At 43.1% G+C, this 24545-nt stretch carries 21 protein-coding genes; 6 read left to right on the top strand and 15 right to left on the bottom strand.

What is annotated here, in order from left to right:
- Positions 1 to 57: 57 nt before the first annotated feature.
- The 8 genes from ABD128_RS03825 to ABD128_RS03860 all read right to left on the bottom strand — a co-directional run bounded on the left by ABD128_RS03825 (position 58) and on the right by ABD128_RS03860 (position 7634).
- Entirely contained in the window at positions 58 to 1392 is a 1335-nt protein-coding gene (locus tag ABD128_RS03825; protein ID WP_343989343.1) for a class II fumarate hydratase, read from the bottom strand.
- A 103-nt stretch (positions 1393 to 1495) separates the two neighbouring features.
- Positions 1496 to 1723, bottom strand: a complete 228-nt coding sequence (locus tag ABD128_RS03830; RefSeq protein WP_110198920.1) for a SlyX family protein — start codon at positions 1721 to 1723, stop codon at positions 1496 to 1498.
- A gap of 20 nt (positions 1724 to 1743) precedes the next feature.
- Complete coding sequence (locus tag ABD128_RS03835) at positions 1744 to 3033, bottom strand: ABC transporter permease (protein ID WP_343986808.1); 1290 nt, start codon at positions 3031 to 3033, stop codon at positions 1744 to 1746.
- A 14-nt stretch (positions 3034 to 3047) separates the two neighbouring features.
- On the bottom strand, positions 3048 to 3893 hold the full coding sequence (locus ABD128_RS03840) for an ABC transporter ATP-binding protein (protein WP_343986811.1): 846 nt from the start codon (positions 3891 to 3893) through the stop codon (positions 3048 to 3050).
- A gap of 77 nt (positions 3894 to 3970) precedes the next feature.
- Positions 3971 to 4405, bottom strand: a complete 435-nt coding sequence (locus ABD128_RS03845) for a YchJ family protein (protein ID WP_343986814.1) — start codon at positions 4403 to 4405, stop codon at positions 3971 to 3973.
- Between the two features lie 50 nt (positions 4406 to 4455).
- Entirely contained in the window at positions 4456 to 4746 is a 291-nt protein-coding gene (locus ABD128_RS03850) for a GIY-YIG nuclease family protein (protein ID WP_343986816.1), read from the bottom strand.
- A 498-nt stretch (positions 4747 to 5244) separates the two neighbouring features.
- The gene (locus ABD128_RS03855) at positions 5245 to 6669 is read right to left on the bottom strand and encodes a TonB-dependent receptor (protein ID WP_343986818.1); all 1425 of its coding nucleotides are present in this window, start codon (positions 6667 to 6669) and stop codon (positions 5245 to 5247) included.
- Complete coding sequence (locus ABD128_RS03860) at positions 6666 to 7634, bottom strand: recombination-associated protein RdgC (RefSeq protein ID WP_343986820.1); 969 nt, start codon at positions 7632 to 7634, stop codon at positions 6666 to 6668. Before ABD128_RS03860 ends, ABD128_RS03855 begins: the two co-directional genes overlap by 4 nt.
- A 103-nt stretch (positions 7635 to 7737) precedes the next feature.
- Here ABD128_RS03860 and bamJ point away from each other — a divergent pair, with 103 nt between their 5' ends.
- Complete coding sequence (bamJ, locus tag ABD128_RS03865; RefSeq protein WP_343986823.1) at positions 7738 to 8358, top strand: BamJ family beta-barrel-assembly machinery protein; 621 nt, start codon at positions 7738 to 7740, stop codon at positions 8356 to 8358.
- A 191-nt stretch (positions 8359 to 8549) separates the two neighbouring features.
- Here the strand turns inward: bamJ and ABD128_RS03870 are convergent, their stop codons facing one another.
- Complete coding sequence (locus ABD128_RS03870) at positions 8550 to 10577, bottom strand: pilin (RefSeq protein WP_343986826.1); 2028 nt, start codon at positions 10575 to 10577, stop codon at positions 8550 to 8552.
- Positions 10578 to 10805: 228 nt separating this feature from the next.
- On the opposite strand from ABD128_RS03870, the gene ABD128_RS03875 reads away from it, so the two are divergent.
- The gene (locus ABD128_RS03875; RefSeq protein ID WP_343986829.1) at positions 10806 to 11654 is read left to right on the top strand and encodes a DUF6279 family lipoprotein; all 849 of its coding nucleotides are present in this window, start codon (positions 10806 to 10808) and stop codon (positions 11652 to 11654) included.
- Here the strand turns inward: ABD128_RS03875 and ABD128_RS03880 are convergent.
- From ABD128_RS03880 to gshA, 5 genes are all read right to left on the bottom strand, one after another.
- The gene (locus ABD128_RS03880) at positions 11651 to 12412 is read right to left on the bottom strand and encodes a DUF3307 domain-containing protein (RefSeq protein ID WP_343986832.1); all 762 of its coding nucleotides are present in this window, start codon (positions 12410 to 12412) and stop codon (positions 11651 to 11653) included. The genes ABD128_RS03875 and ABD128_RS03880 overlap by 4 nt on opposite strands.
- Entirely contained in the window at positions 12409 to 13110 is a 702-nt protein-coding gene (locus ABD128_RS03885) for a SatD family protein (RefSeq protein ID WP_343986835.1), read from the bottom strand. The genes ABD128_RS03880 and ABD128_RS03885 overlap by 4 nt, the downstream gene beginning before the upstream one ends.
- 220 nt (positions 13111 to 13330) lie before the next feature.
- The gene (locus ABD128_RS03890; protein ID WP_343986838.1) at positions 13331 to 13780 is read right to left on the bottom strand and encodes a universal stress protein; all 450 of its coding nucleotides are present in this window, start codon (positions 13778 to 13780) and stop codon (positions 13331 to 13333) included.
- A gap of 189 nt (positions 13781 to 13969) precedes the next feature.
- Positions 13970 to 15583, bottom strand: coding sequence for a sodium/proline symporter PutP (gene putP / locus ABD128_RS03895; RefSeq protein ID WP_425545672.1), 1614 nt, complete (start codon positions 15581 to 15583; stop codon positions 13970 to 13972).
- A gap of 38 nt (positions 15584 to 15621) precedes the next feature.
- The gene (gshA, locus tag ABD128_RS03900; protein WP_343986841.1) at positions 15622 to 17178 is read right to left on the bottom strand and encodes a glutamate--cysteine ligase; all 1557 of its coding nucleotides are present in this window, start codon (positions 17176 to 17178) and stop codon (positions 15622 to 15624) included.
- A gap of 180 nt (positions 17179 to 17358) precedes the next feature.
- On the opposite strand from gshA, the gene ABD128_RS03905 reads away from it, so the two are divergent.
- The 4 genes from ABD128_RS03905 (at position 17359) to ABD128_RS03920 (ending at position 20288) form a co-directional block, all read left to right on the top strand.
- Positions 17359 to 18666: a hypothetical protein gene (locus ABD128_RS03905; RefSeq protein ID WP_343986844.1), complete on the top strand. Its 1308-nt coding sequence runs from the start codon at positions 17359 to 17361 to the stop codon at positions 18664 to 18666.
- Positions 18667 to 18678: 12 nt separating this feature from the next.
- Entirely contained in the window at positions 18679 to 18903 is a 225-nt protein-coding gene (locus ABD128_RS03910; RefSeq protein WP_343986847.1) for a hypothetical protein, read from the top strand.
- Between the two features lie 37 nt (positions 18904 to 18940).
- Complete coding sequence (locus ABD128_RS03915) at positions 18941 to 19270, top strand: hypothetical protein (protein ID WP_343986850.1); 330 nt, start codon at positions 18941 to 18943, stop codon at positions 19268 to 19270.
- Between the two features lie 370 nt (positions 19271 to 19640).
- Entirely contained in the window at positions 19641 to 20288 is a 648-nt protein-coding gene (locus ABD128_RS03920; RefSeq protein ID WP_343986853.1) for an AbiU2 domain-containing protein, read from the top strand.
- A 323-nt stretch (positions 20289 to 20611) separates the two neighbouring features.
- Here the strand turns inward: ABD128_RS03920 and purL are convergent, their stop codons facing one another.
- A complete protein-coding gene (gene purL, locus ABD128_RS03925) occupies positions 20612 to 24508 on the bottom strand; it encodes a phosphoribosylformylglycinamidine synthase (RefSeq protein ID WP_343986856.1) in 3897 nt (1298 codons plus the stop codon).
- Between the last annotated feature and the right edge of the window lie 37 nt (positions 24509 to 24545).

Raw genomic sequence — 24545 nt, forward strand, 5'->3', positions numbered from 1 at the left:
GCATAAAATTATACTCACCACATTATTTTTAGACCAATTTAAATCGCATAAGTTTAGTTATATCAGCTTTTTAGGATCCAGTATCTTCTCTAGTTCCGACTTCGATAAATTGGTTAACTCTATCGATACATCTAATATACTGCGCTCTTCGCGGCGAGCTTTATAAACAATTTCAGATGCTTTTTCATAGCCCACCTCAGGGGCAAGCGCCGTCGCTAAAATTGCATTCTTACTAAGAAGTTGCTCAAGATCTTCTTGGTTCACTTCGAAGTTTTTGATGGTTTCAGCGAGCTGGTGAGACGAGTTAGCCGCTAACTCAAGTGATTGATGTAAGTTATAAGCAATCATAGGCAACATCACATTAAGCTGGAAATTGCCAGCTTGGGCACCTACGGTAATAGCCGTGTGATTCCCCATTACTTGCGCGGCAGCCATGGCTACTGCTTCGGGAATAACAGGGTTTACTTTCCCCGGCATAATACTGCTACCTGGCTGAATGGCTTTTAAGCGAATTTCACCAAGGCCGCTGACTGGCCCACTATTCATCCAGCGCAAGTCATTACTAATCTTCATTAACACCGTAGCAAAGGTGTTGAGAGCGCCTGAAACCGCAACGCTAGAGTCTTGACCGGCTATGCTAGCAAAAGCATTGCCAGACTTTTTATACGGCAAGCCTGTTTTAGATTTAAGGTTTTTAGCAAAAAGAGTTCTGAACTTTGCCGAACTATTAATACCTGTTCCAATGGCTGTTCCGCCTTGAGCCAACTCGCTAATTTGAGGCACTAAACTCTTTATATTTTTTAAAGACAGTTCGACTTGGTAAGCCCAGCCTGAAAGCTCCTGCTGCATACTTAAAGGCATGGCATCCATTAAGTGTGTGCGCCCCGTTTTAACCACCGACTTTAACGATTGCCCTTTGGTTTTAATGGTTTTTATCAAACTTTCTAAAGCAGGAGTTAATTGCTTAACGATTTGTTCTGTCGCCATCATCGAGATAGCCGTGGGGATAACATCGTTACTGCTTTGGCCCATATTTACATCATCGTTCGGGTGAATCTTAACTCGAGAACTCGACGCTAAATGTGCCACCACTTCATTAACGTTCATGTTAGTGCTAGTACCGGAGCCGGTTTGAAAAACATCTATCGGAAAGTTGTCGGCGTTGATAAGCTTTTTATCGAGAATCTGATTGGTCGCTTTGACTATCGCCTGTTTTTTATTTTTGGACAACAAACCAAGCTCATGATTGGTCTCTGCTGCATTTTGTTTAATTAATACAATTTGTCGAATGAAATCTTTGGGAAGGGTTAAAGGGCTGATATTAAAATTATCCACAGCCCTTTGAGTCTGTGCAGCGTAGAGCGCATCTTTCGGTACTCTGACCTCGCCCATGCTGTCTTTTTCAATACGGTATTGGATGCTCTTCTGACCTTTAGCCAAGATAACCTCCTGTTTACAGGTAATATCAGTGAGGTCACCGCCATATGGCTACTACTTAATAATGTGGCGGTACCTCATCATTCGGATTAAAAGGTTTGTTTGGCAGATTCGACTCAATATCTTGAATCTTGTCGCCTATAATTGAAAACTTAGACTGCAACAGTCGTATCACTTCGTCTTGCTTAGTAACGATACGATTTAGTTGATCAATCGTATCGTCTTGAAAGGCTACTTTTGCTTGCAGTTCATCGATCTGGTTTTGTAATGAATCAAGTGTACTCATTAATGATTTTTCTATTTAAATTACGCTTGTTCAAGTTTTACCATGCGCGTCCCTAAAATAAAAGCGACTACGCCGATAGCAATCAAAATTAACACTGGAGTCATCATTTCACCGTAGCTAAAGTCACGCCAGATAGCACCTTCAAAAGCCACAATTGCCCACTTAACAGGGCTGAAGTTACTGATCGCCTGCATCCACCCCGGCATAACGAACAACGGAATCATGGCACCACCCACCATTCCCATCATCAATAAGAAGGCATTAGTAATACCAGCAACTGAACGCTCCGTTTTAGCCAATGACGCAAAGAACATCATAAGACCAACAAAGCAAATTCCCGATGCAACCGCTGCTAACATAAGTTTTGGCAAGTTAAAGCGGACTCCTAAGATAAAATAAGCTACGACAAAAAGTAGTGTGACTACAGCAATTTGTGCGACAAAACAACCGAGCGCTTTACCTGCAACAATTTGGGTTCTGCTGATAGGTGCTACGATAAGTCGGCTCATGGTGCCTAAGGTCTTTTCTTGTACGATGCTAATGGCAAAACCAATAACGCACCCCATAATGGCCCAAATAACTCCTTGCGGAATAGTGATAGCGAAAGCATTTTGTGGCCCTGAACGTTTAACGACTTCTTCCTGTTTCGTAACTTTAAGTGGCATCATTGGGTTTTCTGCGCCCTCTTCACCACCAAAGCCAAAGCCTTCGCCGCTTCCTATTTCTTGAGCCGTCAGTTCTTTCATCTTTGGTAAGTAATCATTGAGTAGCGATTTCCATTCTTCGGGGATATCATCATTATCTTGAATCTGTGCGATAGAAGCATCTAGTTGTTCAGTCATTGCCGTAGGATCGGAAAAGGCCTGCTCAAATCGATTAATGCCAAGCTTCATCAAGGAGCCTTCTAAGTAGCCGGCTTCTGCTTTTCGTGAAGGATCAATACCGACTAAAACCTCTGGGGGACTACCGGCAAAGACACCTTTGTAATCCTCACCAAACCCTTTAGGCAAGATAAAGTAAGCAACACGCTTACCGCGTCGTACCAAGTCTTTAGCTTTTTCTTCCGTAGAAAGAGTAACGGTAAACTCATCTGCCTCGCTGATTTGCTCGACAAAAGCTTTTGATTGCTCAGTTTGGTCAAGATCAACCACAGCCACTTTTAGTGCCTTTGAGCCACCACCATCACCCGAGAAGATAGAGCCAAAGATAAAAGCAAAAACCAAAGGGAATACAAAGGTAAAAAAGACCGCCATCTTGTCACGGAAAAGCAGCTTAAAATCTTTTTTCATTAACGCTAAAATTTTATTCATATCGCTACTCCCTTTTAATCCCTTAATTGACGGCCAGTTAAATTCAAAAATACAGTTTCTAAATCTGGACGGTTCATCGAAATATCGTAGACTTTATTACTGTTTTTTAATGCCTCTATTAGGTCCTTAGAAACATCTCCTGACTCAAAGTGCTTTACTCCCTGCTCAGAGCTAATGCTGACCTTCGTGTCGCCACCATAACGGCTCAATAATTCATCGACCGTACCAAGGGCTAATAACTGGCCATGATCAATAATACCAACTTTGTCGCACAGCTTTTGCGCTTCTTCCATGTAGTGAGTTGTGTAAATCACAGTTTTACCCAACTCTTTTAGTTTTAAGACATTCTCAAACAGTTTATTACGTGACTGAGGGTCAACGCCAGCGGTCGGTTCATCCATAAAGATATAATCAGGGTCATGCAGTATCGATGCTGCTAGGTTGAGTCTACGTTTCATGCCACCAGAAAACTGCGACACACGATCGTTAGCTCGATCAGAAAGACCAACAAAATCTAACGCCCACTCCATTTTTTCTGAAATCTTTTTTTTAGGTATGTCGTAAAGCGAAGCAAAAAAGCTGAGATTATCGAGAGCGGAAAGTTCTTCATACAAGGCGATACTCTGGGGGATTAAGCCAATTTTTAATCGAGCTTTTTTTGACTGCGGATTCAGTCCGTCTAGAGTAACACTCCCTGAGTCACAACCAATTAGTCCAGTCATTATCGATATGCTGGTGCTCTTACCAGCTCCATTGGGTCCTAATAGACCAAATATTTGGCCTGCCGGTATTTCCAGTGAAATGTCCTTAACTGCATGAATACTTCCAAAGCGCTTGTTTAAAGCATTGACTTGAATCATTCCTTTTCCCCATTTATTTGATTCATCTAATTTACATTAGATGTCATAAAAAAGAAAAAGGTTTAGAAAAGGAGAAATTAAATACAGCAGCGCTTTGCTTTTAAGCCGCTACCGCACGGGCAGGATTCGTTTCGGTTTATTTTAGTCGTAGTTTTAGGTTTAAAGTCACCGTCAGTATATAACCATAGGCCGCCTTCGAGGACGAAGTTCGACACTTCATGAAAGGTGTGTAACTTATCTTTATCGATAAAACTGGCTTTAAACTCAACGGTCCCTGAACTTTCCTGCTGCGAACTATTAATAACTTCTAAGTGGCACCAGTTAGTGGCTTTAGCACTGTCGGAAAACTCTTCCGGTGTGGTATTGCCGCGGTAATCGCTATGGTGGGTATCATAGATAAACTGCCCCAACCCGTGGTAGTAAGCACTGTAACGCGAGCGCATTAATTGCTCAGGAGTCTTTGCGACTTCTTGACCAAGGTGTAACGGCTGACAACACTCATCGTATTTCATAAGAGTGTTGTTAATCTTTTTACCGCAAGGACAGTGTGATTTCGTCATAATTAATTATATAAACCGTCAGATAAATCATTCCAGTTTGGGTTGTTCGCCTCGATCAGCGCAACTTTCCAGTCACGACGCCAAGCTTTTAATTGTTTCTCCCTATTCAGACAAACATTGATATTGTTACAAGATTCAAAATAAACCAACTTCTTTACTTGATACTTTTTTGTAAAGCCTTCTATAGCTCCCTGCTGGTGTTGGTATATTCTTTTAAGTAAATCCCCTGTCACTCCTATGTACAGAACTCCATCCTTTCTAGATGCTAGAATGTACACATAATATTCCTTCATTACTTGTGCTCCTTGTAATCCTTTACCGAGATCCTGACTTTCGTCAGGATGACACTTATGACAGGTTTAGTGTATTGCGAAACCTTTACGGCACATAATACAGCTCCATCCTAACTATACGACTTCCATTATCGAGATCCTGACTTTCGTCAGGATGACACTTATGACAGGTTTAGTGTATTGCGAAACCTTTACGGCACATAATACAGCTCCATCCTAACTATACGACTTCCTTTATCGAGATCCTTACTTTCGTCAGGGTGACCTTATAACGGGTTTAGTGTATTGCGAAACTTTTACGGCACATAATACAATTTCATCCTAACTATACGACTTCCTTTATCGAGATCCTGACTTTCGTCAGGATGACCTTATAACGAGTTTAGTGTATTGCGAAACCTTTACGGCACATAATGCGCTTTCGCTCTATCTAGGAGTCTATTCACCCCACAGTCTTGTCATCCTGAGCTTGACTCAGGATCTTGTTTTCTGGGACTCCTACTTTTTCGGTAGCTCGCAGTAGCCGAACATACATCTATCCTTGATGATTTGTCGAATTTCTTCGGGGATCTGCTGTTCCCAGTCACCTTGACCCAGTGGAATTTTGGTAGCGATATGGCGAGCAGATATATGAAGATTCTCATCATTCCAGTTTTCAATTGGCACCAGAAGTCGGTTATGTCGTAAGTGCTTTAAGAGATACTGCGCATTATCCTCTACTTCGACATTATCCAGCGTTATCAACTTATCACCACTACGTGTTGGATAAACATAAACATTGGTATTGCCAGAGAAGAGCTTGCCCATCGCTTCAAGAATACCGCCTTCTAATCCTTTATAGTATTGGGCATCAAACAACTGATCAAAGTCTAGAATACTAAGCACTATGCCAATTCGATTTTGGGTATAACGACGCATCCATGAGCGCAATCTAAAGAATCGCAAGTAATCTGAAATGAGTACGTTGTAGCCCAGCTTATTCAAGAGGTCGACACGCGCTAAAAAGTTTTCATCCTCGGTTTCAATATCCGTATCAAGCTCCGCCATGGTAATTTCGGCAACCGTACAAACCTTATCTTTTTCGACGCCATCCTCTTCTAAGAATTGCTGCATGGCCGCTTCGGTCATATCCACATGGACTTTCGTTGGCGGTTTAAAAGAGCCACGAATGACCAAAACATCTTTCTTACGAAGCAAGCTCATCGGTACTTCTGAGTCGCCTTTCGGATCAAACATTACTGCACGACAACACCATGAACGTACCAAGTGTAAATTCATTAGTCGATTTTCAACATCAGCAAAGTGGTGACCAGAAAAGTGAATCAAATCAATTTCGATACGCTTTTGACCAAACGGATTAATCAGGTTATCGAGCAAGGATTCGATAAAGATTTTGGGCTCTTGGTGGTAGTTAAACGCGCCATAAACCACGTTAACCCCTAAAATCCCAAGCGCTTCAGATTGTTCGCGGTTGGTATCATCAAGCATCCGTACGTGCATCAAAATTTCACTTGATGGAGCGCCGGGCTCTAGTTGCAAACGTATTCCAACCCAACCGTGACACTCGTTTTTCTGGCTATAGCTTTTCGCCGTAACCGTCGCGGCATAACTGAAATACAAGGTTTCTTCAGGACGTACCGCATCCAAACGCTTGTGTAGCAGGTTGTACTCATAGTCCAACATTTGCTCCAAACGCTCACGGCTCACATAGCGCCCTGCCTTACCATAGATGTCGTCACTAACCTGCATATCATAAGCAGACATGGTTTTAGCTACGGTTCCAGCGGCAGCACCTGCTGAGAAAAACTGACGAGCCACCTCCTGTCCTGCACCAATTTCTACAAAGGTGCCGTACTGACGCTTATCTAAATTTACCGTTAAGGCTTTTTGTTCAGTTGTTAGGGTTTTATCGTGCTCTATCATTCTTTGTCCGTATTGACTTTGAAGTGTTGCATCAACTCTTTAATGAATTGTGCCATAGTTTGCGTCATCAACACAAAATCAGCATCTATACGTGCGATCTTGTCCTGAGAATCGATTTCGTCATTCTCTTTAAGTAGCTCATCATCGAACTTAATGCTTTTCAGTGATAGGTCACTACTTAATACTGCACTGAACTCTTCGGCGCGACGAATACCCATCTTTTGTACCCAAAAGCCATCATTTAGTAGTTCTTTCACTAATTCTAAGTCCTGCTCGCCCTTGATTTTAATCACTCTATCATCTTTCGGATCTTGCAGATCAAACTGGCCAGTAAGCTGTAAGTTTTCAGATAAATCGCCTAGTACCCACTGATTCATAATAGAGCCAGGGCTCTCTTCGCCCATTAAGCGAACTGCACCTAGCGTTCCAAGTGACTCTATCAACAGCTCGACAAAGGCATCAGCGGCGCTCGCGCTACCGGCGTTCACCACCAATAGCTCGTGACGCGTGTCAATATAACCATAGGTATGACTGGACTTGGTTAAAGCCTTAGGCTTTAGAAGGCTCAATATATCATCTTTAAGGTTGGCTTTTTCCTTGCCATAGACTTTGCGGCCTTCCGCTTCCTCGATTTGGGCAACTCTGTCTTCTAACGCTTCTTTGACCATGCTCGCAGGGATAACTTTTTGCTCTTTACGCATCGCTAGCAAATAAGCGCTATTGGCGCCGTAAACCAAGCTATCATAACCGCGACCTAACGGTGAAACCCAACCAAAAGCATCGGTTTCTTGCCGGCCTATTTCTTTAAAGCTTTGATTATTAAGGCTTTCTTCGAGTGAATCTTGAGAATGCTCAAACTTTGAGCTGAGATAATATATAAAACAGTTTTTAAACCACATAAAACGCCAAGGCCCGCTATATTTAGACTGCGTATTATGCCAAAACACACTGTTGATACTAGCCATGTTTGATGCTTTTTTATTAATTTTTTGTAGATCGGGCAACTTTAGGTTTAAATTTCGCAAAAGGCCCCCATCTGTACACCTTAGACACCTTTTTGGAGACATTATGTCAACTACTGACTTTTCAACAACTGAAGCAAAAGCTTCATACGGTATCGGCCTTCAAATGGGCCAGCAAGTAAGCGGCGCATTTCCTGGCGTAGCCATCGACGCAGTGATTGCAGGTATTCAAGATGCCTTCGCTGGTAAAGAATCACAAATCCCAGGCGAAGAACTCAACGCTGCTTTCCAAGAGATCCAAAAGATCGTGGAAGAAGAAAATGCTAAACAAGCGAAAGAGTTTGCGGCTGAAGGCGAAGCTTTCCTAGCTGAGAACGCTAAGCGTGAAGAAGTGACTGTGCTAGACAGTGGCTTACAGTATGAAGTCATTAAAGAAGGTTCAGGCGACATTCCAACGGCTGACTCTACCGTTAAAACACACTATGCGGGTACGTTAGTTAATGGCCAAGAATTCGACAGCTCTTATAAGCGTGGCGAACCAGCCGAATTCCCAGTTGGTGGTGTAATCCCTGGCTGGACTGAAGCACTACAGAAGATGACTGTGGGCTCTAAGTGGAAACTGTATGTTCCATACAACCTTGCCTATGGCGAGCGTGGTGCTGGTGGTGCAATCGGCCCATACCAAGCATTGATTTTCGACATCGAGTTGCTTGATATCGTTGCTTAATACGATTTTAAGATATAAAAAAGGTGAGCATTTGCTCACCTTTTTTTATAGGCTGATAATTTTTCGCTGTAGAAATTATCGACAAAGACTAGGGCGATATTTTTGCGCCACAGTACCGCCAGAGCAGTCCCAATAACTAATATAGTCGCCTTCAAACACTGGAACATAAACAATAGTTTGTGGGCCGTAACCTAAGCTTTGTTCTTAAAGAACAAAGTAATCACACCGTCATTAACGACGATTTTCTCTATTATCGAGTTTTCATATTCATGTGCTTGTTGGATTGTGTCATAGCCATTATCCAAATCTTCAACTTTAGCACCATTAACTAGCGCTTGTGAGATTTGTAATTTAATCCCTTCAGCCGCGTAAACTCCAGAAGACATTTCAGCACGAAGTACATATTCTTGATAGGCTGGAATTGCCACCGCCGCTAATATACCAATGACCGCAATCGAGCTGGTTGAGCCCATGCCGTAAAGTAAGTCTGTGCCTCCGTTCTCAAAGGTAAACTCAAGACCGAGTACATCTTTATCCGAACGTAAGTTCAGTCCTACAGCCCCATTTTCTGGGAAGCCTAATTCGTCAGCTGTCGGTAACGCCATAAGATCAATATCAGCCTGGGTGATATCCGCTAAAATCATCAAGAACTCGATGTAATAATGATAGCTATTGCGTGACAAGCCATCGACAGAAGCCGTCAACCCAAGTAATGCACTATTAGCATCATACCCTTGTTTGCTCGAAAGCCACTCGGCTACCTCTACTTCTGCTGTGCGCTTTTTTCTTTCCAGAAGCAATTGTGGAATTGAGGCAAAAACAATGTTTTCCCCTTCAATCGTCCAGAAGTAGTTTTCACGATAATTTTTCGCTAACTCAGCTCCCAATATCGGAGCGCCTTTTGAAGCATCGAAAGACTTCTCAACAAAAGATACCGACAAGTGGTGAATTTCCTGATCATTTTTATTATAAACCTGGTGCTCGATGTCAAAGTTTTCTTGGGCCTTTGATAGCAATGCCTTGATATCATTTGGGTTATAAGCCACGGCCGCAAAGGTTCCCACCTGATCTTTAAAAAACACAACCTCTGGCCCGAAGGTGTCTAACAAGGTTGTAACGCTAACCCCCAGCTCTTTCTGCGCTTGTTGATTAATCGTGTCCCATGATTCGATATTGTCAGCGCCGACTTGCTGCAAGCTCGTTACAAGATGTTCAGCTTGCTCAGAGGTTGGTAAAGACATGAATGCGGCCCACTTTGGTGTGCCCACAGATTTAACGTTAATAGTATTGCTGACTTCAGGAAAGAAGCGATTGATGCCAACTTTTGGCATATCAAGCAAAAGCTTCAAGCGGGTTTTACCACTGCTCACGCCATAGCCCAAAGCTAAACCTTTCGCTTGATCAATTCCAAACTCTTTTAACTCTTTAAGCTGTTTAGGTGACATACCCATTTGTAAAAACGGCATAGCGTTTTTGGGGCTAGCCCAAGCAAATAAGCCTTGATGGCTCGCGTCGATATCAGCTTCTAGCTTTAGCATTTCATGCTTATCGTTAGTTTTAATCGAAGCGGCGGCATTTTCGAGGCTGGTCACAGAAGCCCCCATGCCGCTAATGATCGTTAAACGCTGGTTATCCGTATCATAAGAATAATAAACAGCAACGCCCGGCCCAAAGCTTACAATACCCTTAGTTTTATCGTCCTGCGGCATGATGTTGGCGTTGGGTAGTCCTTGAACTAATGCCTCAATAGCTTGGCTAAAGCTGGTGTCGTCTACATAATCCAGACTAGTGCCTGCGTATATAACGGGCTGCCCACTTTGGCTAACAAAAGCGAGCTCTAAAGGCCCAGTAGTGTGCTTAGCATAAAATTCGGCGAGCGGTTTAATTGGTTGCTCTAGTTGGCTGATAATATTCTCATACAGCCCTTTTTGGATTTGCTTCATGGCGGCAACATGGTGCTCATTGCCTAAAGCATATTTAAAGCTATCGTCCTTAGCAGAAAAGCCCGACCACAAATTAGGCACTCGAGCATAAGCAATGGTGTTTTCTGGCAATGAACTATAAAGCCATGCGCTTTCTGTTAGTGTTTCTACCTTATAGCTTGGTGTCGCTGTGCTTTTGTTATCAGACTCGGAACACCCTGTCAGCAATAAGCCCCAAGCTAATGAAGCCACTACGACCTTTTTTAGTCCTGATCGTTTTGTTTGTACTATTTTCATGAAATCCTCTGCATTTTCAATTAATTGGCGCACTTGATATAAGTCCTTTAAAACAGAGTTCAGTTTATTACTTCAAATCGTCACAAACAATCGTAAATCTAGGTCAATCGCAAACATTCACAGAATATTCAGTAATTTACGGTATTATTCATATCCAGAAACATTATTGATTTGCATATTGGTGACTAAGAGCCTAGTTTAATAGAACCAGTACTGAGGAGTTTTCATTTGAAGTTATCAAGCAGGATTATCATTGTCGCGCTCACGCTATTTACCCTACAGGGTTGTGGTTTACAATTTTGGTATAACCGCATCGCCTGGCTTTCGACTTGGTATGCGGATGATTATGTAACCTTAACTTCAGTCCAAGAAGAGCGCATCGAAAAGCTGGTTGATAAGCACGCCTATTGGCATCGCACCACTCAACTTCCCCGCTACAATCAGTTTATTGACGATCTCTCTGAGGATCTTAGAAATCGGAACCTGGAGCAAACCTACGATAGTTATAGTGATCGTATATTTAATTTTTATCAGACCATTTTAGATCAAGTCTTAGATGACGCTGTGTCTGAACTCTCTCAGTTAACAGATGAGCAAGTTGATGAATTGATGAAGAACATTAATCATTCAGCAAAAGAGCAAGCCAAGGAATTTCGCAAAAAGGACCAAGAAGACCGTGCTGAAGAAGAGCTTGAAGAGGCTATAGACTATTACGATGAGTGGTTTGATGATCTTACTCCAGAGCAGGAAGACATCATTACGCAAATGGTCCAGAAGACTCAGCCAACTTTCGAGCTACGCAGTGAGTATTTAGCTGATTGGCGTCAGGCTTTCCAGCTGGCGCTACAAGAGCGTCGCACTGAGTCTGGACAAAAAGCCCTCTACAGCTTAATGCACAAACCACGTCAACTCAGTTCAGCCAAGCTTAAGAAGATTCGAGAACAAAACAGACAAGTCTTTAAAGCTCACCTGATCCAACTTTTTAATTCTTTATCCGATGAGCAAATTGATAATTTCATAGACTTTCTCAGCGATTACAAAGCAGATTTCAATGATCTCATTGAGGATGCTGATTAAATAAAATCACGGACAACCTCATAACCCAGACTAATAGCGATGGCTAAGCCAAAGCTGAGCAAGGTACCAATTAGGATATATTCGGTTAAGCGGCGATCATGAGCTTCTTTGAGATCGCCAAATCTGAATACAGACTTTGCTGCCAACAAGAAACCAACGCCTTCCCAGTGATTAGTCACAATAAAGACAAAAATAAATAATCGCTCTAAAAAGCCAATATAGCTCCCCGCATTGGCCAGTGAATGGTTCGTTTCACCAGGCTGATCGGCATTCAACGGCGTCCAACGTGAAATTAACACTTTAATGATGATAGAAGAAACTCGCGTCAGTAACAATAACGCTATCGCCATGAGCCAGAACTGCTCATGGTTAACAGAGACCTCATAAAGGCCTGGGTAGTAATAACCGACAACTGCCACTATCACCACCACATGAATGAACTGATCCGCTAAAAATAGACTTCGGTGATTAAAGAACAGTGACTTTTCGGCATCTAAGCTTTTCCCCAAAGCTCGATTACCAATGGCTTTACCTCCATCGATTAGGTAGTGCGAAATGACGAGAATGATCCAACCAAGCCAAAATTGAGGTGCAAAAGAAAAAGCCATGGCATATAGCATTGCGTGCACCAAGGTATGTAAAAGTAGCTTTTTTGACAGATATGCTTTTTGCTCTTTGTCTTTAACCCATGAAACCGGCTGAATTAAAAAATCAGCGATAAGGTGAGCCATTAGTAGTTTTAATAATAGTAAGGTCATGAATTGTTCATTAATTGTTTTTTGTTAGTCTCTGGACAACAATCTCTGGCCAATAACTTCTCAGAAATAGTCTGTCGATAATACCTTTCAGCATCCATAATAGGCCCATACCCAGCCCGCGATAAGCGCTCACTAACACGACTTTGTGGTATCGATAGTAGCGCCGCGATGTCTTTTTGTGTTGTTTCGGGGTGTTCTAACCGTGCTAAAACAACCTCTGCACTTGTTTCAGCCCAATGATCGATGGTTAATAGTGCTAAGTTGATTAACAGACTAATCGTTTCATCAAACTCTTTCCAGGGAGTTTTCAAGGCAAGTGTCTGTTTCTTGAGCGAATCGAACTTTCTCCCCGAATTTACAAAGGCTTCACCGCTCGACTGCAACACCTGATCACGGTGATGCTCTATGCTTCCAATACCAATCGCCATACGAACATCCAACTCTTTATATTGCTTTAACGCTGCCTTTAAAGTTAGAGCAATTTGCAGCGCTTTTTCAGGTTGGTAACTGACTAGCTGAAAACTATCGCCTCGATACAGTTGCCAATCTTTTGGGCTATTGCCAAACCGGGACAATCGGCTCTGTAGTTCAGAGTACCAGTCTACCTTGCTCTCTATGGCCTGAGAATTAATGATATCGCCTGTAATAACAGCAACTTGTGGTGATTTTTTGCTTTCTATCTTCGACCTTTGACTCATCTACAACCTCCCCTTTTTGCGGGTTAAAGCTCTAGGCATCTAAAACTCAATCAATATTACACCTTTAGACGTATAATATCAAATATCCGTTATTTTAAGTATAATGGAAGTTATACGCGTATAAATGTATAATCGGGCAGGGTAAACAAAGAGAGCACAAGGACAAAGTCCTAGTAAAAGGAAAATACACACCTATGAGAAATCAGGTGTAAACAAGCGGTTAATCTTTAGCTTTCATTTGCACACAGAGCACATCACACGGAGCACCATGTAATACCCCATTTGCCGTAGAACCTAGCAATAACTCCCAACCGTGCTGCCCGTGGGTGCCAATAACAATAAGGTCACAGTTCTTTTTGTCGGCAAATTTCTTAATCATCCTAGAAGGTTTACCAATTTCAATATGATGGTTCTTGGTTGCGATGTTAAAAATATCAGCAAGTCTATGTAAACGTTTAGTCTTCGCTTTAATCGCTTCTTGCTCAAGCTCCTCCGTGTTTACAACGACAGCCCCAAAAGGAGCACCAGCCCAAAGACCTGCATCGATCGGCTCAGCAACATGCAATAAATCTAGAACACCATTTTTAGAAAGTAAGCTTTCTGCTTTTTCAATGATTTTTGTGCTTTCTTTGCGTAGATCAACAGCAACAACAATATGACTATAAGACATGACTAAATCCTTGTTAATAGAATCTTTACATTGACTTTATCACAGCAATAAAGCCAAATCCTGCTCAAGATCAATGAATTAACAAGTTATAGGCATAAAAAAACGCCCCAGAAGAGCGTTTTTGTAACTGACTAAAGCAAGCGATGACTAAAACGACACCACTTACTTTAGCGACTAATACATAAAATATTAGCTTTTATACTTCTTAAACTCAGTACTATACCAGTCAAACTGATTTGCAGTTTGTTCAGATACTTTGGTCATTTTACTGACAACATAAATAGCCAGTAAGCCAATGATGAAGCCTGGCAATAACTCATACAAGCCAAACAGCGCAATATCTGTATTATTACCAATGTAGTCCCAAATCAGTACCGAAGCACCACCAGCGATGATACCCGCTAGCGCGCCTTGGCGTGTCATATGCTTCCACAGTAGCGAAAGAATGATAACTGGACCGAAGGCAGCACCAAAGCCAGCCCAAGCCTGTCCAACTAGGTTAAGAACATTTTTGCTGTCGCCAAGCGCTACAAAGATACCAATCGCAGCTACTAAAATCACCACAAAGCGATTTACCCAAACCAACTCTTTTTCAGATGCTTGCGGACGCAGGTGTGGCTTATAAATATCCTCTGTTACCGAGCTTGAAACTGCTAACAATTGCGAGTCAATGGTACTCATCACTGCCGCCATAATTGCCGCTAGTAAGAAACCTGCTAACCAAGGATTAAATAATGCCTGTGTTAACAATAAGAATACTTTTTCAGCCCCTTGAGAGGTGTTTAAAGCGGCCACTTCCTCTTGTGTCAGTAGCTTATATTCACTAGCCGCAAAGTCACCACCGAAGTAGGCGATACCTGCAAAACCAACAAACACAGCGCCTAACACACATACGGCCATCCAAGTCATGCCGATACGGCGCGCTTGTGGCACAGTGTTAACGCTTTTAATCGCCATAAAGCGAGCTAGGATGTGAGGCTGACCGAAGTAACCTAAACCCCATGCCATTAACGACAAGAAAGTGATCCATTTGAAGGCGTTATTTTCATCGAACAAGCCTGCAGTGAAACTGGCAAGATTCTCTTTCCCCATGGCTTCGCCAGCGTTCTTCACACCCTCTGTAATACCCGCTAAACCATTGTATTCGACCAACAATACAATTGGCGCAACGATTAGTGAGATTGCAATGATTAAACCCTGGAAGAAATCGGTCCAACTAACAGCTAAGAAGCCACCAAGGAAAGTATAAGAGATGATAACGATAGTGCTAACGAAAAGAGCTGTATTGTAATCATAGCCGAAACTAGATTCGAACAGTTTACTACCGGCAACTAAGCCTGAACCGATGTAATAACCGTAGAAAACGATCATCACAACAACCGCCGCAATTCGTAACCACTTACCGCCGTCATGGAATCGACCAGCGAAATAATCGGGTAAGGTTAAAGCGTTATCGGCAATTTCAGTGTAAGAACGGAGACGTCCAGCGATGAACTTCCAGTTAAGGTAAGCACCAACGACTAAGAAGAACGCAAGCCAGGACTCAGATAGCCCTGAGAAGTAAATGGCGCCTGGAAGGCCCATTAGAATCCAGCCACTCATATCGGAAGCGCCTGCACTAAGAGCAGTAACTGCGCCACCTAGGCCACGACCACCTAGCATATAGTCGCTAGAGTCGTTAGTTCTCATATAGGCCCAAACACCGATTGCTAGCATAAAAATTAGGTATATGCCGAACGCAATTTCGATGGGGCCTACTGACATCCCCCAAATATTAAATAATTCTGTACTACTAGAGTCCATAACACCCCTTTAAATTTAAGTTAGTTTGGCCCAGCAACCTACTCAGCAAAATATTGCTCAAGATACTCTTCAAAACCAAGAGTCTCGTTCTGCTCAATCTCCTGCTGCTCTGCCAGCGATTTTTCAGCTTCTTCTTCAAACAAGCGCTGAACACGCGGCTCAACCGGCTGTGACAAAAACTGCTGCTGAACTTTCGCAGAAAGCTCCATCGTATAGCCAAAATACCCCTTAGCACTACTTTTGATATCCTTATAGTAGCGTCCAGAAAGGGTCTTTGATGGATCGTTCGCCATCTCAATGGCTTCCGATAGTGCTTTGGTATAAGCTCGCGTATGGTTACATTTATCAAGCAAGACTGCAACCGGACGCATTTCCTCAAAAATCTGTAAAGTTGCCTCTTTTAGTGGCAAAGAGCGGTTATTTCGGAGCAAGTTAAGCTCTGGTTTTCGCCCAAAATAGACAACTCTGCGGAAGTTTTCATCATTCTCAGCGTTCTCACGATCCGACTGGTCTTTACTCTCTTGTAGCAAGCAGAACAGCATAAAGACATCCAAGAAGTCAATCTGGGACTGACTGATGCCCACAGGATCATACGGATTCAGATCAAGTGAGCGAACCTCAACATACTGAACACCGGCACGATTTAGCGCCTGTGTCGGACGTTCACCACTATTAATCACACGCTTAGGGCGTATTTTGGCGTAATACTCGTTCTCAATCTGAAGCAAGTTTGCGTTTAACTGGCGATACTCGCCATCAACGCGCACACCCAACTCCTTGTAAAACTGATCAGGAGTCCGAATTGCCCTTTCTAATTCAGCGGTATATTCATGCAAGTCATTATGACGAATTGAGAATTTTGCTTGCGCATTATTCTGGTAGCCCAAATCACTCATTCGTAATGACGTTGCATAATCTCCATACATGGTACCGTCTTCAGTTTCGGTTAAAAACTCCCCACCCGCACCTTTTGTAAAAGATTTACAAATCGCCGGCGAAGCACCATATAAATAGGGTAACAACCAACAATAACGCAAATAATTGCGAATTAGCGCCAGGTATTGATCGGAAATAAAGGTTTGAAGTTCCGAATTATCACCATAATGGCTTTGTAGCTTTGGCCAAAAATCGTCTGGCAGTGAGAAGTTGTAATGAACACCAGCAATTGTCTGCATATAACGTCCATAACGATAGCCAAGACCTCGACGATAAATATGCTTCATCATACCCACATTCGAACTACCGTAATTCGCCAAGGGAACATCTTCTTCCTTGGTCATAATACAAGGCATACTGCCAACCCATAGAACTTCATCGTACATGTGCTGGTAGATATAATTATGAATATCGAATAACCACTGACGCGGGCCTTCACGCCCTGTGGTAACAGGCGTTATCAGCTCCGGTAAAGCCTCTGAATAATCCGTGGTGATATATTGATTGGTTAGCGCCGAGCCCCACTCTTTCGGATGAGCTCTTTTCGACAAGTAACCATCAGGGGTCACACGCAGACTTTCCTTCTCAATTCCACGATTAATATTGGCTAAACAAAACGGTGCTTCAGATTCAATAAAGGATATAGTAGACCTATACATTTTAGGTTCGAACATACAAATAGGCGGGATAGGTAATAATCCGTTTACTATGCCACAGAGCATAATAATTTCAAGAAGAGTCTCTTTAATTCTAGGCTTTTACAACTCATCGGCGTTGGAATTGCAGGCGTAGCAATGGCATAATTCTCGTGTCATTTTAATACCAACAGCAGGCATCTTGTGAAACTACTGAAAAAAGCATCACTCATTATCGTTACTGTCTTAGTTGTACTAGTCGTATTGTTACAATTCGACGATAGCTTAAAGCCAGAAACTAAAACTTGGAAAGAAAAAACTGAGCAAGCTATTCATAACGACAATGATGCCTACTTCTACTTTTTAGGCATGATGGCCCCTGAGGGAGAAGATCCAGTAAGTTTAGGCAAAGAGATCCACGCAAAAGTTAAAGCTCAACCTGTTGATGACTTTGATGTGGATAATGTCGAAGAGTCCAGAAAGAACTCAAGTTATGGCGAAGTTTACCGTATAGAAAATGGGCTGCCTGTCGATAAGCCCCGTACTTATTGCCGAGCCTTTATAAAGCATTGTTTTGAAACGCTTTTAGCCAACCCATCACAAGCGCAAGAGCTTGTTACCAATAATAAATTGCTTAAAAAACGCTATAGCAAATTCCTAGAAATGCCGAATTATCAGCAGATGCACCCGATGGCAAACTGGAAAAGTATTCCTTCCTACCAACACCTCATTGACGCCAACAATATCACGCTGATTAGCCTACTAGCTTTAGAAAATGGCGAAACTATTAACCAACAATTCTCAACGCTAATGAACCAGACTCGTCAAAAACTCGTCCAGTCTGGCTCTATTTTAGAAAAAATGATTTATGTCGCCATCATGAATCAAAGTCTAGAGTTCTATAACTTACTCTACACACACAACCGAATTGGGACTCCACTGACTTTCGCCAACCTGACGCAGGAAGAAAAGGATTTTGAAAAAGCCATGAGCTATGAGCTCTTGTCAGGTTCAGCCGTCATGAATCATTACGATTTCAAATGGTATCGAATCGTTGCCCGCGCCGTGATTAAGAAAAACATTATGCTCAATAAGCAATATGAATACGCTAAAGCCTACAGCGCCATTAGCCGCTTACCAGCCCATGAGCAGATAAAACCAGAAACTTGGGAAGAAAACCTTCCCAAAGAAGATAGCTTCCTACAAAAATACCGTAACTACTCAGGTTGGATTCTGCATCAAATCGCAAAGCCCGCTTATGACGACTATATCTACCGCGTATCAGATTTAGATGCAAAAATCAGTTTACTTAATTGGCGCTTACAGCAAACACCTAACGCTCCGATCGATCAGCTATATTTAGAGAGCCACTCAACGGAGTCGCTTAACCCCTACCAAACGGGGGCATTCATTATTAAAGCTGATAGCGATAACCCGAACGTAAAAAGATTGTGTATCGAAAGGCCTGGAAGAGTTTCTGATATAAATCACATTAGATGCATTCAACTATAAACCTACAATGTCATGAGTAAAAAATACAAACCACCAATAGCCCTAACCTTCACAGCATTCATCATTGCTTTTGTCGGCTCAAGGGTATTGTTTTATTTAATAGACTTTAACTACAGCCTATTCAAAGACCCATTTAACCTAGGAAAATTTCTAACGGATATCGGCGTCTTTTTCGGCTTTTTCTTTATCGGTATGGTGGTTTATAACCTACTTACCTCTAAAAAACGTACGAGTTAATAGGTAACTTTTAACACTACATAGAAAGGATAATTACATGGAAGCATTAATCAGTTTAATTATTGTCGTTCTACTGCTTGTTCTACCACTCAAGTTCGCCGCGCAGTTTATCGGCGCCAAAAACACAGGATTCTTCAACTGCCTGTTCGCCCTTATCGTCTCCGCCCTCTTCCAATATGGCGTCGAACACTTCTTTCCAAACTTAGACAACACCTACGGCTGGCTAGTCACAGTCCCCGTCGTCGCTATCGCCTACATGCTCGTGCTGGGCACAAGCTTTATCAAAGGTGTACTAATCGCCATCGTACAGGTTATTTTAGCCGTGTTATTGACTGCTTTAGTCGCGAGTTTAATGGCGCGGGTATGATTTTGATTGTTCATTTTCTTTGCGCCTGACCACAGGGAATCCCTTCGGGGCAAAGAAAACGAACCAAAAGAAAAGGCACCCCAGACGCTAGGTGCTACGCACTCCCCTCGCTCAACAAAGTTACTCACGCGCCATCAAACTCGACATTCCCCTTCGGGGATTCCTTGCAGTCACCTATTCGTTTTGATTAAATTGGTCTATCCATGCCCAATTTACGCTATAACTTTTCCTTACTCGACTAGCTTTAAGGGGTAATTGGAGCAAGCCAGCAATAATTTCTTTAAGGGTCACTTATAGACGGACTTATCTGAGAATAGAATATTTAAATATTCACACCCAACCTATCTACTATCTACACAAGGAGCGGTAATTGAAAAAGGCGAGAACTTCTACTCTGCAAGAGTTTTTAAAAAGAAACCCCAGCTTAAGAAAGCTGGATCCTATGAATAAGATAGACTTTGATGTAAGTTCATTAAATAAAGAAGAAGTAGTTGCTTTAAAAAGCTTTCTAGCCGAGTTATGTACTGATCTTACAATTTACGTGGAACTTTTTGATAACAAAGAAAACTTAGCTGAGCTTAATAAGTTTAACGTATTAATTTTTTCTAGAATAGAAAGAGCTTATATCGAGAGAATTTGTTTAAAATTTTCCACTTTAATGGACCCTCCTAAATCATGTGGCAAAGAAAATCTTTCATTTAAAAGGTTTATTGAAATAACTGAGTCTAACTTACTACAAGCTTTATACGATGAAATCCATGACTTTTATGTAGTGTCTGGTATAAAAAACTGGAGAAATAAGGTTCTAGCACATGCAGATCTATCCACTTTCATTGCAAACACTATTGAGTTAAATTTTAGGAGGAGTGACATAACTGATGTCATAGCTGGTTGTCAGGAGTTTGTGGACTGGATATCAGATCCAACAAGTACGACTGATCATTTAGTAAAATTACCTTATGGCAACGATGTTAGTTCATTTATAAATGGTATAAAAAAGTTAAATAATACAGGTTAAGCAAGTGTAGCCTCGAAAGAACGTTAGTGATTTCGAGGCTTCCCCCTTACATTGAGCTAAGTAATAGACAAATCATAGCAACTCAAAACAGGACGTTTTGAATAATGAAATTCAGGCCAAGGACGGACTGTATTTCATGATGCGTTAAGTGATTTGGGTATTGCGAAGGAAGTTATTCGAAGAATAACCTCAATGTCCGGGCGCACTTCTTTTTGGTTACTTTTTCTTAGGCGTTAAGAAAGAGTAACTCGCTGAAAAAGCGAAATAGAACGTTAACTATAGATACTGGATCCCGCGGTCAAGCCGCGGGATGACAATTAAAACTAACCAATCGAACGGCGGGCATTGTAGAACATACGCTGCCAAGCCCCATCTTCTCTCCACTCATCCGGTCTCCATGAATTCTGCACCGTGCGAGCGACACGCTCTGGGTGTGGCATCATGATGGTTACACGACCGTCAGTTGTGGTGAGGCCTGTAATACCGTGTGGTGAGCCGTTCGGGTTAGCGGGGTAAGTATCTGCAATATCGCCGTAGTTGTTAACGTAGCGCGCTGTAATCAAGCCTGAGGCGTTTACTTGTTGCGCGGCGTCTGCTGATGCGAACTGGGCGCGACCTTCACCATGCGATACGGCGATTGGTAGGCGCGAGCCTTCCATGCCTTGCATAAATAGTGATGGTGATTTTGCTACTTCGACCATGGCGAAACGTGCTTCAAATTGAGCCGATTCGTTTTTCACGAAGTGTGGCCAGTGATCAGCACCTGGGATCAGCTCTTTTAGGTTCGACATCATCTGACAGCCGTTACAAATACCTAAGCTGAAAGTATCTTCGCGCTTGAAGAAGGCTTCGAACTCGTCACGAGCACGGCTGTTGAACAGAATCGATTTTGCCCAACCTTCACCAGCGCCTAATACGTCACCGTACGAGAAGCCACCACAGGCGACCGCACCGATAAAGTCTCTTAGCGTTACGCGACCACTTAGGATATCGCTCATGTGGACGTCGATACACTCGAAGCCCGCTTTAGTGAAAGCCGCCGCCATTTCAAGATGGCTGTTCACGCCTTGCTCACGCAGAATAGCTACACGAGGGCGAACACAGCTATTAATCATTGGTGTTGCGATATTCTCGTTGATATCAAAAGTTAACACAGGGTTTAAACCTGGGTTATCGAGATCAAGCTTGGTTTGATACTCTTCTTCTGCACAACGTGGGTTGTCACGAAGTTTTTGCATATGGAAAGTTAGCTCAGACCAAATCGCTCGCAAGTCTTTCATCTCACGCGATAGGACGTCTTCACCGTCTTTCGTCACGCTAAAGGTTTTGGTTTCAGCTGGCACGCCGATATAGTGGCTGAACGCTTCAACATTATGCTCTTTCAATAATCTTTCAACATCATCACGCTTAGAAGCTGGAACCTGTAGTACCGCACCTAGCTCTTCGTTAAATAGAACCTCTTCGGCAGTTCCATTCAAGTTCGACAAGTCGACACTAACGCCACAGTTTCCGGCAAAGCCCATCTCAACTAAAGTTGTTAATAAGCCACCGTCTGAGCGATCGTGATATGCGCTTACTAGACCCGCTTGATTCAAGTCCTGCACCACATTAAAGAAGTTGCGCAGGTCATCGCTCGAATCTACGTTAGCTGGCTCTGTGCCTAACAACTTATAGACCTGAGTGAAGGCTGTTGCGCCAAGACGATTTTTACCGCGACCTAAATCGATTAATAGTAATTCAGTCTCGCCAATGTCTGTTCTTAACTGTGGCGTTAAACTTTTGCGCACGTCAGTTACTGGCGCAAAGGCTGTAATGATTAGTGATAACGGCGAGGTAACGCTTTTCTTCTGTCCGTTTTCTTCCCAAACCGTTTTCATCGACATCGAGTCTTTACCTACTGGAATCGTAATTCCAAGCTCTGGGCAAAGCTCCATACCAACGGCTTGGACTGCTTCATAAAGATTCGCGTCTTCGCCTGGAGCTCCCGCAGCCGCCATCCAGTTTGCAGATAAACGAATCTTTTTAATATCATCAATTTTTGCTGCTGCGATGTTAGTTACAGCCTCGCCAACTGCCATACGTGCTGAAGCAGCGCTATCGAGCAATGCTGCTGGCGTACGCTCACCCATCGCCATCGCTTCGCCAGTGTAGCTGTTATGCGTCGAAGTCGTTACAGCACAGTCTGCCACAGGAACCTGCCACGGGCCGACCATCTGATCACGCGAGACCATACCACCAACCGTTCTATCGCCTATGGTGATTAGGAACGACTTATCCGCTACCGCAGGTAAGGCTAGGATACGATCGACCGCTTCGTTGATATCATCAACTTTCGGTAACTCAGTCGAAGGCTTTGATAAAGTTTTTGCTTCGCGGTGCATTTTCGGCGCTTTACCGAATAATACGTCCATCGGCAAGTCCACAGGCTTGTTACCGAAATGCTCGTCGTTTAGCTCAAGGTGTAACTCTTCAGTCGCCTCGCCAACTACAGCAAACGGACAACGCTCCCGCTCACAAATTGCTTCAAACTTCTCAACGTCAGCAGGAGAAACGGCTAATACGTAACGCTCTTGCGCTTCGTTACACCAGATTTCTACTGGCGCCATACCTTTCTCGGCATTTGGAATACGGCGTAATTCAAACTTACCGCCACGCTCACCATCGTGAACCAGCTCAGGTATAGCGTTTGACAAACCACCAGCACCCACATCGTGGATAAAGGCGATTGGGTTTTGCTCGCCCATTGCCCAGCAGCGGTCGATGACTTCCTGACAGCGACGCTCCATTTCTGGGTTATCACGTTGCACCGAAGCAAAATCTAGGTCTTCTTGGCTCGAACCTGTGGCCATTGATGAGGCAGCGCCGCCACCTAAACCAATCAACATGGCTGGGCCACCAAGGACAACAACTTTGTAGCCTGGCTTAATTTCTTTTTTCTCGACGTGTTGCTCGCGAATATTACCCATACCACCAGCAATCATGATTGGCTTATGGTAACCACGAACTTCTTCGCCATACTCAAAGGTGAATTTTTCTTCGAAGGTACGGAAATAACCATTGACCGCCGGACGGCCAAATTCGTTATTAAAGCTGGCGCCACCAATCGGACCTTCTAACATTATGTCTAACGCAGTTACGATTCGATCAGGCTTACCAAAATCTGTTTCCCAAGGTTGCTCATAACCTGGAACGCGTAAGTTAGACACCGTAAAACCAGTTAAGCCGACTTTTGGCTTACCACCAATACCGGTAGCGCCTTCATCACGAATTTCACCACCAGAACCGGTAGACGCGCCTGGATAAGGCGAGATACAAGTTGGGTGGTTGTGCGTTTCGACTTTACACAGAACATGAACTGGCTCTAAGTGATACTCGTATTCATTCGTTTCAGCATTCGAGAAGAAGCGATGTGCGCTAAAACCTTCGAAAACCGCTGCGTTATCTTTATACGCCGACAAAACGCCTTCAGAGTTCACAGCGTAGGTGTTTTTAATCATCTTAAACAATGACAGGTCTTTTTCGACACCGTCAATGGTCCAAGAAGCATTGAATATTTTATGTCGACAGTGCTCAGAGTTAGCCTGAGCAAACATCATCAACTCGACATCCACTGGATTTCGGCCAAGCTGCTTGAAACTATCGACTAAGTAGTCGATCTCATCTTCTGCTAGCGCCAAGCCAATTTCGACGTTGGCAACTTCTAAGGCTCTACGACCGCCGTTCAGAATATCAACAGTGGCGTATGGCTTCGGGCTTTCCTGAACAAATAACTGCTCGGCTTCTTCATGCTCGGTTAGCACCACCTGGGTCATGCGATCATGAATAAGTGGTTTGCAGCGCTCAGCAACTTCAACGCTTAATGGCTCACCATCAGGGTTGTTAAAGTAAACCGCGACACCTCGCTCAATTCGGATAACCTTGTCTAAACCACAGTTATGGGCAATGTTGGTCGCTTTAGATGACCAAGGCGAGATAGTTCCAGGGCGTGGCACCACAATCATGCGCAGCCCCGTATGCTCGCTCGCAGTACGGTCTGGGCCATATTCTAATAAACGATCTAAGACTTGAAGCTCGTCTTCGCTAAGCTCGGCACTAACATGAACATAGTGTACAAATTCGCCATAGACCTCAGCAATGCAAGGTTCAATAGCGCTAGCTTCTTCTAAAAGACGTTGTTTTTGGAACTGTGAATAGGCAGGATTTCCGCGTAGTATGAGCATAAACTTCTCGGCTTGTCTAAACTGTGTGAGGGGATGA

Origin of the sequence: Kangiella japonica (assembly GCF_039523535.1) — a bacterium.
GTDB lineage: Bacteria > Pseudomonadota > Gammaproteobacteria > Enterobacterales > Kangiellaceae > Kangiella > Kangiella japonica.

What these genes read in the sequence shown, in the direction of transcription:
- ABD128_RS03885 (WP_343986835.1), bottom strand. Translation starts at nt 13,110, where the DNA reads ATGAGTCAAAGGTCGAAGATAGAAAGCAAAAAATCACCACAAGTTGCT.
- ABD128_RS03860 (WP_343986820.1), bottom strand. Translation starts at nt 7,634, where the DNA reads ATGGCTAGTATCAACAGTGTGTTTTGGCATAATACGCAGTCTAAATAT.
- ABD128_RS03845 (WP_343986814.1), bottom strand. Translation starts at nt 4,405, where the DNA reads ATGAAATACGATGAGTGTTGTCAGCCGTTACACCTTGGTCAAGAAGTC.
- ABD128_RS03825 (WP_343989343.1), bottom strand. Translation starts at nt 1,392, where the DNA reads ATGGGCGAGGTCAGAGTACCGAAAGATGCGCTCTACGCTGCACAGACT.
- putP (WP_425545672.1), bottom strand. Translation starts at nt 15,583, where the DNA reads ATGGACTCTAGTAGTACAGAATTATTTAATATTTGGGGGATGTCAGTA.
- ABD128_RS03880 (WP_343986832.1), bottom strand. Translation starts at nt 12,412, where the DNA reads ATGACCTTACTATTATTAAAACTACTAATGGCTCACCTTATCGCTGAT.
- gshA (WP_343986841.1), bottom strand. Translation starts at nt 17,178, where the DNA reads ATGTATAGGTCTACTATATCCTTTATTGAATCTGAAGCACCGTTTTGT.
- ABD128_RS03830 (WP_110198920.1), bottom strand. Translation starts at nt 1,723, where the DNA reads ATGAGTACACTTGATTCATTACAAAACCAGATCGATGAACTGCAAGCA.
- ABD128_RS03870 (WP_343986826.1), bottom strand. Translation starts at nt 10,577, where the DNA reads ATGAAAATAGTACAAACAAAACGATCAGGACTAAAAAAGGTCGTAGTG.
- ABD128_RS03890 (WP_343986838.1), bottom strand. Translation starts at nt 13,780, where the DNA reads ATGTCTTATAGTCATATTGTTGTTGCTGTTGATCTACGCAAAGAAAGC.
- ABD128_RS03910 (WP_343986847.1), top strand. Translation starts at nt 18,679, where the DNA reads ATGAGTAAAAAATACAAACCACCAATAGCCCTAACCTTCACAGCATTC.
- ABD128_RS03850 (WP_343986816.1), bottom strand. Translation starts at nt 4,746, where the DNA reads ATGAAGGAATATTATGTGTACATTCTAGCATCTAGAAAGGATGGAGTT.
- purL (WP_343986856.1), bottom strand. Translation starts at nt 24,508, where the DNA reads ATGCTCATACTACGCGGAAATCCTGCCTATTCACAGTTCCAAAAACAA.
- bamJ (WP_343986823.1), top strand. Translation starts at nt 7,738, where the DNA reads ATGTCAACTACTGACTTTTCAACAACTGAAGCAAAAGCTTCATACGGT.
- ABD128_RS03835 (WP_343986808.1), bottom strand. Translation starts at nt 3,033, where the DNA reads ATGAATAAAATTTTAGCGTTAATGAAAAAAGATTTTAAGCTGCTTTTC.
- ABD128_RS03855 (WP_343986818.1), bottom strand. Translation starts at nt 6,669, where the DNA reads ATGATAGAGCACGATAAAACCCTAACAACTGAACAAAAAGCCTTAACG.
- ABD128_RS03915 (WP_343986850.1), top strand. Translation starts at nt 18,941, where the DNA reads ATGGAAGCATTAATCAGTTTAATTATTGTCGTTCTACTGCTTGTTCTA.
- ABD128_RS03840 (WP_343986811.1), bottom strand. Translation starts at nt 3,893, where the DNA reads ATGATTCAAGTCAATGCTTTAAACAAGCGCTTTGGAAGTATTCATGCA.